The sequence below is a fragment of the Methylorubrum aminovorans genome, from assembly GCF_022179725.1.
In the GTDB taxonomy this organism is placed as follows: domain Bacteria; phylum Pseudomonadota; class Alphaproteobacteria; order Rhizobiales; family Beijerinckiaceae; genus Methylobacterium; species Methylobacterium aminovorans.
Genome location: NZ_BPRC01000083.1, coordinates 1 through 1323 on the forward strand (window position 1 = coordinate 1; position 1323 = coordinate 1323).

Annotated in this window: 1 protein-coding gene and 1 other annotated feature; the gene reads right to left on the bottom strand. The window is 67.5% G+C overall.

Going from position 1 to position 1323, the window contains the following annotated elements; translation table 11 throughout:
• Positions 1-41: 41 nt before the first annotated feature.
• Positions 42-1273, bottom strand: a protein-coding gene (locus MFF24_RS28585; RefSeq protein ID WP_373322758.1) for an IS3 family transposase whose coding sequence is annotated in 2 segments (ribosomal slippage) — positions 42-979 and positions 979-1273 — 1233 coding nt in all. Because the reading frame shifts where the segments join, the coding sequence is not laid out codon by codon here.
• Positions 876-992: a sequence feature (AL1L pseudoknot), on the bottom strand. (Overlaps the previous gene by 117 nt.)
• Positions 1274-1323: the final 50 nt, after the last annotated feature.

Sequence of the window (1323 nt, forward strand, 5' to 3'; positions counted from 1 at the left end):
TCTGAACCGCGCCGGGTTTCCCGGAGGCCATTTGGTTTGTGTCAGGCGGTGGCCAAGGCTTGCCCCGCAGCCTGAGTGAAGTAGCGCGCTTCGGCCTCAGCGGGAGGCACGTTGCCGATCGGTTCGAGAAGCCGGCGAGTGTTGAACCAATCGACCCATTCGAGGGTGGCGAACTCGACCGCCTCGAAGGACCGCCACGGTCCACGGCGATGGATCACCTCGGTCTTGAACAGACCGTTGATCGTCTCGGCCAGGGCGTTGTCGTAAGAGTCGCCGACGCTGCCGACCGAGGGCTCGACGCCCGCCTCCGCCAATCGCTCCGTGTAGCGCAGGGCAAGGTACTGCGAACCCCTGTCGCTATGATGCACGAGCCCAGCGCCCTGGAGGGGCCGGCGCTCGTGCAGGGCCTGCTCCAAGGCATCGAGCACGAAGCCGGCATGGGCGGTCCGCGACGCCCGCCAGCCGACGATGCGCCGGGCGAAGGCGTCAATCACGAAGGCCACGTAGACAAAGCCGACCCAGGTCGCGACATAGGTGAAGTCGCTGACCCATAACGTGTTTGGCCGCGGTGCCTTGAACTGGCGGTTCACCCGGTCGAGCGGACAGGGGGCCGCCAGATCGGGGATGGTGGTGCGGACCTTTCTGCCCCGCACGATGCCTTGCAGTCCCATGACCCGCATCAGTCGGGCGACCGTGCAGCGGGCCACCACGACCCCTTCCCGGCCGAGCTGCCGCCAGACCTTGCGCACGCCATAGACGTGGAAGTTCTCCTCGAACACGCGTCGGATCTCGACCATCAGCGCCGCGTCCGAGCGAGCCCGAGCCGGCAGCCTGCCGGGATCGGCCCGCCGGGCGGCGTGGGCGTGGTACGTCGACGGGGCGATCGGCAGAACCTTGCAGATCGGCTCGACCCCGTAGGCGGCGCGGTGATCGTCGATGAAGGCGATCATGTCCGCGACCGGCGGTCGAGCTCCGCCAAGGCAAAATACGCGCTGGCCTTCCTGAGGATCTCGTTGGCCTGCCGCAGTTCGCGGTTCTCGCGCTCCAGCGCCTTGATCCGCTCGCGCTCGTCCGTTGTCGGGCCGGCCCGCTGACCTCGGTCCCGCTCAGCTTGGCGCACCCAGTTGCGCAGCGTCTCGCCCGAGCAGCCGATCTTGGACGCGATCGAGCGGATCGCCGCATATTGCGAGCCGTGCTCGCCCTGATGATCGAACACCATCCGGACCGCGCGCTCGCGGACTTCAGGCGAAAAGGGTGTGCTGCGCTTCGTCATGGCTCCATCCTCTCAAGAGTGGGAGCCTCCGGGAAACCCGGCGCGGTTCA